Below are 5200 nucleotides of genomic sequence, written 5' to 3'. Positions count from 1 at the left end.
CCCCCGGGGGGGGCGGGGGGGCCCTCCCCCCCCCCCGACGCCGCCGCTTCCTCGCCGCCCCGCCCGCGGGGGGCGCGGGGCGGGGGCGGAAGCCGGGACCCGAGTCGGTGATCTCGATGCGGCAGGTGTCGCCGTCGATGAACGCCGTGACGCGGTAGTCCTCGGAGGCGGCGTCCCCGCCGTGTTCGACGGCGTTGGCACAGGCCTCGGACAGGGCCACCGCCAAGTCGTAGCAGATGTCCGGGTCCACGCCCGCCGTCTCCATCGTGCCCAGCAGCAGACGACGGGCGAGCGGGACGCTCGCGGCCTCGCGCCGCAAATGGAGTGACCACCAGATGCTCATCGCTCCAGCCTCCTGGCCGCGGCTCGACATATCGATACCTATTGCCGTGCCTCAAGGTCCGTAAGCATGTCCGGGACGTGATACCGCTCATTCGGCGGATGCGAAGAGTGAGCGCATCGGTGTAGGTGCAGCGCCGCCCATGCGCCCTTGCGCGCCCCGTCGGCCGCCTCGGCCGCCCCGGGAGGCGCCCCTTGGCGCCGCCCTGCCGTAGGCCGCCCATCAGTGCAGTGGGATGATGGCGCCGCCATGACTCCCCCGCCCGCCTCCACAGCGCGCGCGGCTGCCGATCTCCGGCTGCTGCGGGCCGCGGTCTTCGCCGCGGCCTGTGTCGCGCTGTCCGCGGCCGGGCACGTCGCCGCCTCGTGCGCCCCCGTCCCGCTGTGGACGCTGGGCGTCGCCGCTGCCGTGATCTTCGCGATCGCGGCACCGCTGGCCGGACGGGAGCGCTCGCTGCCGGGCATCGCCACGGGTCTTGCCGTGGGGCAGCTCGGCCTGCACACCCTCTTCGCCTGGGGCCAGAGCCCGCGACCCGCGATGGTCCGCGGCGGCCACGGCTCCGGCGGGCTCTCGGACCAAGCGGCGATCGCCCTTGCCCGCCATGTCATGTGCGGGTTCGGCGGCGGCCGGATGGACGGCGCACAGGCGCGCCGGATGCTCGGCTCGGGCGGCTTCGACGCGGCATCGGCCGCCGGGCTGACCGCTCCATCGGGGCACCCGATGGCCGGCGGCACGGCCCCGGGCCCCACGGTGCCCGACGCACTGCTGTCCTCGCTGCCCATGCTGCTGGGGCATCTGCTGGCCGCGCTCGCCGTCGGCTGGCTGCTGCGGCGGGGCGAGGCGGCGCTGTGGCGGCTGGTCCGGCTGTCGGCGCCGGCGGCGTACGAGAGCACGGTGCAGACGCTGGCGGGCGCGGTGCGCGGGGCGCTCCGGCTGGCCCGGGCCCTGCTCGCGGACCTCGCGGCGGCGCACGACGAGGCGCTGCGTGCCCCCGTTTCGTACGGGGATGACAAACCCGGCCCGAAGGACCCCGCACTCCACCACAGTGTGATCAGGCGCGGGCCACCCACCCTCGCCCTCGCGGCCTGACGTCACGCGAACCACGCTCCGACAGGAGAGGTACGGGCTCGCGCGTCGTCGCCGTACGCGCGCCACCTGCACCGTTATCAGCACCTTTCTCCTTCCTGTGGAGTGTTTTTCGATGTCGAGCAACTCAACGATGGCGGAGCCGTCGCAGCAGCCGGAGTCGCAGCAGCAGCCGGAGTCGTCGCGGACGCGGCGCTACGCGCGCCGGCTTCCGCTGGTGGGCACCCTCGCGGCCGGCGGCGTGCTGCTGCTCGCCGGACCGGCCTTCGCGCACGTCAGCGTGCAGCCGGAGACGGCCGCCAAGGGCAGCTTCGCCACCGTCAACTTCAAGGTGCCCAACGAGCGCGACGACGCCTCGACGGTGAAGCTCGAAGTCACGCTGCCGACCGACCACCCGCTGGCGTCCGTCATGCCGCAGCCGGTGCCGGGCTGGAAGGTGTCGATCACCAAGGCCAAGCTCCCCAAGCCGATCGAGATGGAGGGCGAGAAGATCACCGAGGCGCCCTCGAAGATCACGTGGACGGCCGAGGACAAGGGTGTCGAGCCGGGCCAGTTCCAGCAGTTCCCGCTCTCCGTCGGGCAACTGCCCAAGGACGCCGACCAGGTCGTCTTCAAGGCCCTGCAGACGTATGACGACAAGCAGGTGGTGCGCTGGATCGAGCCCTCCAAGGAGGGCGCACCGGAGCCGGAGAACCCGGCGCCGACCCTCAAGCTCACCGCGGCCGAGGCGGACGGCCACGGCGCCGCCGCCGGCAAGAGCGAGGCCAAGGACGGCGGGAACACGGCCGCCGCGGACGCGTCCTCCGGGAGCGACACCACGGCGCGCGTCCTCGGCGCCGTCGGCATCGTCGTCGGCATCGTCGGAGTCGGCTTCGGCGTGTTCGCCGGCCGGCGCCGCGGCGCCTGATCACCGGCCGGGCCGGCGCTCGACCGTGCCGGCCCGGTCCCTCCCGGACGCCCGGGATTCACCACACAGGATTCACAGGATTTGTCTGCAATGCGTAGAAGAACTCTGCTGGCGTCCGCCCTCACGGCGGCCGCGGCCCTCAGCCTCACCGCCTGCAACGGCGACGACCAGAACAAGCCCGCCGCCGAGGTCTCCGGCGGCACCGCCGCGAAGCCGATCGTCACGCTCGACAGCCCGATGGCGAAGCCGGATCTCGTCCTGACGGACACCAGCGGCAAGAAGTACGACCTGCTGAAGCAGACCAAGGGCCACCCCACGCTGATCTACTTCGGCTACACCAACTGCCCGGACGTCTGCCCGCTGACGATGGCCAACATCGCGGTCGCGGTGAAGCAGCTGCCGAAGGCCGAACAGAAGGACCTGCGGGTCGTCTTCGTCACCTCCGACCCCGAGCGCGACACCCCGGCCGCCCTGAAGAAGTGGCTCGGCGGCATCAACAAGGACTTCACCGGGCTGACCGGAAAGTTCGACACCATCCAGGCCGGCGCGCGCAGCGTGAACATCGGCATCGAGAAGCCGGTCAAGAAGAAGAACGGCGATGTCGTCTCCACCCATGGCGCGCAGGTGCTGCTGAGCTCCCCCAAGGACGACAAGATCCACTGGATGGGCATGCAGGAGGCGACCTCCGACAACTACACCAAGGCACTGCCGAAGATCATCAAGGGACAGAACCCGTGAACCGCCGCACCACCCTCGCCGCCGCCCTGACCCTCACCACCGGTCTCGTGCTGGCGGGCTGCGGCGACAGTGCCCCGAAGCTCAAGGTCGCCGACGCGTACATGCCGCAGCCGGTCACCCAGGACATGGCCGGTGCGTACTTCACGGTCAAGAACAGCGGCGGCACCGCGGACAAGCTCACCTCGGTCACCAGCGACCTGGCCAAGGACATCTCGCTGCACAAAACGGTCGGCACCAAGATGGAGCAGGTCAACTCCCTGCCCGTACCGGCCAACGGCGAGCTGGCGCTCGGCCGCGGCGGCAACCACCTGATGTTCATGGGCCTGACGAGGAAGCCGGCCGAGGGCGACAAGGTCACCATCGAGCTGCACTTCGCCACCGCGAAACCGATCAAGGTGGAGGTCCCGGTCAAGGCCGCCACCTACGCACCGAAGCAGTAGCCGGCTCCCAGGAGACGGCACCGGCCGGTTCACCCCAGACAACCCAGTAGACGCAGTAAGGGGAGCGATCACTATGGTCACCACCGGGCTTCGGCCGGGACGGTCCGCCGTGCTGCGCCTGCTGGTCGTCGCGGTGGCGCTGGCGGGCGCCCTGCTCGGCGGGCTCGGCGGTGCCGCCCCGGCCTCGGCGCACGCCGCACTGACCGGCAGCACCCCCGCGCAGGGTGCGGTGGTGGACCACGCCCCCGAGCAGGTGGCACTCACCTTCTCCGAGGGCGTCGCCATGGGTGACGACTCCATCCGGGTCCTGGACCCGAAGGGCAAGCGGGTGGACCGCGGCAAGCTGCGCAAGCTGGGCAGCGGCAACGTCGTGAAATACGGCGCGGGGCTGCCGGCGGGGCTCGGCGACGGTACGTACACCGTCGCCTGGCAGGCGGTCTCCGCCGACAGCCACCCCGTCTCCGGCGCCTTCACCTTCTCGGTCGGCGCGCCCTCCAAGACCACCGCCACCGTTCCCGTGCAGAAGGCCGGCGGCGGCCTGGTGGGCGCGCTCTACGGCATCGCCCGGGCGCTGGCGTACACCGGTTTCGTTCTGCTGGTCGGCGGCGCCGCCTTCGTGGTGGCCTGCCGGCCGGCCGCGGCCCTCGTCCGGTCCGTGCAGCGGCTGGTCGTCCAGGGCTGGGCACTGCTGACCGGCACCACCGTCGCGATGCTGCTGCTGCGCACCCCCTACACCGGGTCCGGCGATCTCGCCGACGTCTTCGACTTCGGCGGCCTCCAGCAGGTCCTGATCACCAAGCCGGGTGCGGCGCTGGTCTCCCGGCTGCTGCTGCTCGCCGCCGCGGCGCTGCTCGTGGCGGTGCTCTTCGGGGCGTACGCGCGGACGCAGGAACCGGCGGAGCCGGGCGAGGAGCCGCGGGATGCCACGGCGTCGGCCAAGCAGCGCAAGGAGCTCGCCTTCGGGCTCGGCGTCGGCGGGCTGATCATCGCGGCCGGGCTCGCCGCGACCTGGGCGATGGCCGAGCACGCCTCGACCGGTCTGCAGACCGCCGTCGCGATGCCGGTCGACGTGCTGCACCTGCTCGCGGTCGCCACCTGGCTCGGCGGGCTGGCGGCGCTGGTGGCCTCCCTGTACTGGGGTCCGCCCGTGGAGCGGGCCGCCGTACGCCGCTTCTCGCGGATCGCGTTCGGCTCGGTGCTGGTACTGGTCGCCACCGGCCTCTACCAGTCCTGGCGGCAGGTGGGCACCTGGCGCGCGCTGACCGACACGACGTACGGGTGGCTGCTGCTGCTCAAGGCGGGCCTGGTCGTGGTGCTCGTCGGGATCGCCTGGGTGTCGCGCCGGTGGACGGATCGGCTGGCGGAGGTGCCGGCGGCGGCGGAAGGTACCGGGGGCGAGGTTACGGAGACGGAGAGGGCCGGGGCGAGCGCGACGGCTGAGGCGACGGAGGGGGCCGAAGGGGCCGAAGGGGCCGAGGAGAAGGTCGCGGCCGACGCGGATGCGGAGGCGGACGCGGGCGCGGAAACCGGCGCGGGCGCGGAGAAGGCCACCGTCGGCGTCTCGGCCGCTGCCACCACCGTCACCTCCGCCTCCACCTCCCCCTCCGTCTCCGCCTCTGCCTCTGCCTCCGACAACGCAGGCTCCTCCAAGGGCACCCCCAAGGGCATCCCCACCGACCCCCCCGACCC

At 72.5% G+C, this 5200-nt stretch carries 6 protein-coding genes; 5 read left to right on the top strand and 1 reads right to left on the bottom strand.

What is annotated here, in order from left to right; translation table 11 throughout:
• The coding region (locus EST54_RS33140; protein ID WP_135796917.1) for an ATP-binding protein at positions 1 to 343 on the bottom strand (343 nt) is incomplete at its 3' end.
• A 246-nt stretch (positions 344 to 589) separates the two neighbouring features.
• Here EST54_RS33140 and EST54_RS33135 point away from each other — a divergent pair.
• From EST54_RS33135 to EST54_RS33115, 5 genes are all read left to right on the top strand, one after another.
• Entirely contained in the window at positions 590 to 1429 is an 840-nt protein-coding gene (locus EST54_RS33135; RefSeq protein WP_129251381.1) for a hypothetical protein, read from the top strand.
• A 130-nt stretch (positions 1430 to 1559) separates the two neighbouring features.
• The gene (locus EST54_RS33130) at positions 1560 to 2333 is read left to right on the top strand and encodes a YcnI family copper-binding membrane protein (RefSeq protein WP_372448259.1); all 774 of its coding nucleotides are present in this window, start codon (positions 1560 to 1562) and stop codon (positions 2331 to 2333) included.
• Between the two features lie 90 nt (positions 2334 to 2423).
• Positions 2424 to 3071 carry an SCO family protein gene (locus EST54_RS33125; RefSeq protein ID WP_129251380.1) on the top strand — a complete coding sequence of 216 codons (648 nt, stop codon included), beginning with the start codon at positions 2424 to 2426 and terminating at the stop codon, positions 3069 to 3071.
• Positions 3068 to 3511 (top strand): copper chaperone PCu(A)C, encoded by a 444-nt coding sequence (locus EST54_RS33120; RefSeq protein WP_129251379.1) that lies wholly within the window; start codon positions 3068 to 3070, stop codon positions 3509 to 3511. Before EST54_RS33125 ends, EST54_RS33120 begins: the two co-directional genes overlap by 4 nt.
• Positions 3512 to 3584: 73 nt before the next feature.
• The coding region (locus EST54_RS33115; protein ID WP_244942669.1) for a copper resistance CopC/CopD family protein at positions 3585 to 5200 on the top strand (1616 nt) is incomplete at its 3' end.

Origin of the sequence: Streptomyces sioyaensis, assembly GCF_004122735.1 — a bacterium.
In the GTDB taxonomy this organism is placed as follows: Bacteria; Actinomycetota; Actinomycetes; order Streptomycetales; family Streptomycetaceae; genus Streptomyces; species Streptomyces sioyaensis.
This window is presented reverse-complemented; position numbering and strand designations above follow the sequence as displayed.